The organism is Streptomyces himastatinicus ATCC 53653 (genome assembly GCF_000158915.1).
GTDB lineage: Bacteria > Actinomycetota > Actinomycetes > Streptomycetales > Streptomycetaceae > Streptomyces > Streptomyces himastatinicus.
On record NZ_GG657754.1, the window covers coordinates 10,133,731 to 10,136,672 of the forward strand.

Sequence of the window (2,942 nt, forward strand, 5' to 3'; positions counted from 1 at the left end):
TGCGCGGTGAAGGCGCTGGAGAACCTCTCCCAGTCGACATCGGCCACCGTCACCGTGGTGTCGTCGTGCGTCAGGGCGTGGTGCAGGGACTTGATGGCCAGGTCGGTGGTCAGCGGGGAGAGACCGCGCCGCCTGAGATGAGCGAGCGTGTTCTCGTCGGCGGCCATGCCCGCCTCGCTCCACGGGCCCCAGGCGATGCTGGTGGCGGGGAGCCCATGGGCCCGGCGGTGTTCGGCGAGGGCGTCGAGGTGCGCGTTCGCGGCGGCGTAGGCGGCCTGCTGGCCGCTGCCCCAGGTCGCGGCGTTCGACGAGAAGAGTACGAAGGCGTCGAGCCCCAGGTCCCGGGTGATCTCGTGCAGATGAGTGGCGGCCAGCGCCTTGGAGTGCAGTACGTACTGCAACCGCTCGGGGTCCAGCTCGGTGATCGGGCCGAGGTCCATGGTTCCGGCGGTGTGGATGACCGTGGTCAGGGGGGTGTTCGGCGGGGATGTAGTCGATGAGGTGTTGCAGCGCGGCGCGGTTCGAGACGTCGCACGCGGAGATGGTGACCGAGGCACCCAGAGCGATGAGTTCTTCGCTGAGCTGGTCAGCGCCCGGCGCGTCGAAGCCGGAACCGGCTGATGAGGTGGAGGTGGGGGGCGCCCTCGCGGGCCAGCCAACATGAGAGGTGGGCGCCGAGCCCCCCGGTGCCGCCGGTGATGAGCGTCGTACCGGTCGGCCTCCAGGGAGAGGGGCTCGCGGACGATGCGGGAGCGGCGTGGCCGAGGCGGCGGGCGTAGGTGCCGGTGGTACGGATCGCGGCCTGGTCCTCGGGCTGCCCGGGAACCAGCAGGGCGGCCAGTCGACCGGCGGTCTGGTGGGTCACGGTGGTGGGCACATCGATCAGCCCACCCCACCGTTGCGGGTGTTCGAGGGCGGCGACCCGGCCCAGCCCCCAGACCTGGGCCTGGCCCGGGTGGGGGAGCGGATCCGTACGGCCGGTGGCGACCGCGCCCTGTGTGAGGCACCACAGGGGAGCGGTGATACCGGTGTCGCCGAGCGCTTGGAGCAGTGTGACGGTGCCGATGATTTTTTTTGGGGACGGCGGGGTGTTCGGGGCGTGCCGCGGTGTCGAGGGCGAGCAGACTGAGTACACCCGCGATTTGCTCACCCTTTGCCCACTGGGTCAGTTGCTCGGAGAGGGCATCGCGCCGCAGACCCTCCGCGGGGAGCGCGTGGACGGACGCGGCGGCACCATGGGACTGAAGCGCCTGGACGACTGTCTGGACCGCGGAGTGATCCTCCTGGCCGCCGGGCACGACCACCAGCCAGGTGCCGCTCAGGGCCGCGATGGTCGCGTCGGGCAGTTGCTGCCAGGTGGTCCGGTAGCGCCAGGAGTCGATGACCGCCTGCTCGCGGTGCTGCCGCCGCCACGCCGACAGCACGGGGAGCGCGGGCAGGAGCGCGTCGAGGCCGGGGCTGTTCTTCTCCAGCTGGAGCGTGCTGGTGAGGGCGTCGACGTCCAGCTCTTCGATGGCGTGCCACAGCTGTGCCTCGGCCGGGTCCGCTGCCGCACTGGCGCTGCTGGTACGGGCATCGGGCGGGGCGAGCCAGAACCGCTGGTGCTGGAAGGCGTACGTCGGCAACGGGACAAGCCGGGGCGCCGGGTCGGCGGGGAACCACGGAGCCCAGTCGACGTCGACCCCGGCGGTCTGGAGCCGTGCCAAGGCGGTGGCGAACGCCCGGACTTCGGGTTGCTTGCGGGTGAGGGTGGCCGTGAGGAGAGGGGTGGTGGGGTGCTCAGTGTGATGGAGAGTGTGTTGGACGGCCGTGGTCAGGACGGGGTCCGGGCCGAGTTCGAGGTACGTACCGGTGTCGGGCGCGGTGTGGGTGATGGCGGGGTGGAAGTGGACGGGCTGGCGGATGTGCTGGGCCCAGTACGCGGGAGTGGTGATCTCCTCATCGGCGGGTTGTCCGGTGAGGTTGCTGATGAGGGGGATGGTGGGCGGGTGATAGGTCAGGTTGCTGATGGCCTCGGCGAACGGTTCGAGGATGGGGTCCATCAGAGGGGAGTGGAAGGCGTGGCTGACGGTGAGCATCCGCGTCTTGCGGCCGCGTTCGGCCCAGGCCGCAGCGATCTGTGTGACAAGGGCTTCGGGCCCTGAGATGACGGTGTTGGTGGGGGTGTTGAGGGCGGCGATGGTGACCTGTCCGTCGGTGGCGGCGAGGTCGTCGGCGAGTTCGTCGGGGGTGGCGGCGATGGTGGCCATGCCGCCGCCTTCGGGGAGTCCGCCCATGAGGGTGGCGCGGGCGGCCACCAGTCGGCAGGCGTCGGGCAGATCGAAGACACCGGCCACATGGGCGGCGGCGACTTCCCCGATGGAGTGGCCGATGACGGCGTCCGGGGTGATGCCGGTGGAGGCGAGGAGCCGGGCGAGGGCGATGTGGAGGGCGAAGAGTCCGGCTTGGGCGTAGGTGGTGTGATCCAGCAGCTGCGCGTTTTCGGGCTCCTGGCTGAAGACCACCTGGCGCAGCGGCTGCTCCAAGTGGGGATTCAGGAGGGTGCAGACCTCGTCGAAGGCTTCGGCGAAGACGGGGAAGCGGTCGTACAGTGCCGCGCCCATGCCGGGACGCTGGCTGCCCTGACCGCTGAACAAGAACACCGTCTGACCCGAAACACCCGCAGCGCCTCCGGGACATATCACCGTCGGGTGCGGTGCACCGGTGGCCAGGGCCTGCAACCCCGCCGCCAGATCCTCCCGGTTGTCACCGACGACGACGGCGCGGTGGTCGAAGAGCGAGCGGGACGTGAGCAGTGACCAGCCCACCTCGACCGGCGAGGTGTCGTCGTCCGCCGTCACCCGGTCGAGCAGGGCCGCCGCTTGGCCGCGCAGTGCCTCCGTACTCCGTGCCGACACGACCCATGGCAGGACTCCGCCCGCCTCGGCGACCGGTGGGGTGGC

2 protein-coding genes and 1 pseudogene are annotated in these 2,942 nt (G+C 70.7%); all 3 read right to left on the minus strand.

Going from position 1 to position 2,942, the window contains the following annotated elements; translation table 11 throughout:
• On the minus strand, positions 1-662 hold a 662-nt coding region (locus SSOG_RS58760; RefSeq protein ID WP_154686143.1), incomplete at its 3' end, for a KR domain-containing protein.
• The gene (locus tag SSOG_RS58765) at positions 587-1,150 is read right to left on the minus strand and encodes a KR domain-containing protein (protein ID WP_154686050.1); all 564 of its coding nucleotides are present in this window, start codon (positions 1,148-1,150) and stop codon (positions 587-589) included. The genes SSOG_RS58765 and SSOG_RS58760, both read right to left, overlap by 76 nt.
• Before the next feature lie 301 nt (positions 1,151-1,451).
• Positions 1,452-2,897 (minus strand): annotated as a pseudogene (locus SSOG_RS58770) (acyltransferase domain-containing protein); the annotation flags it as partial.
• Positions 2,898-2,942: the final 45 nt, after the last annotated feature.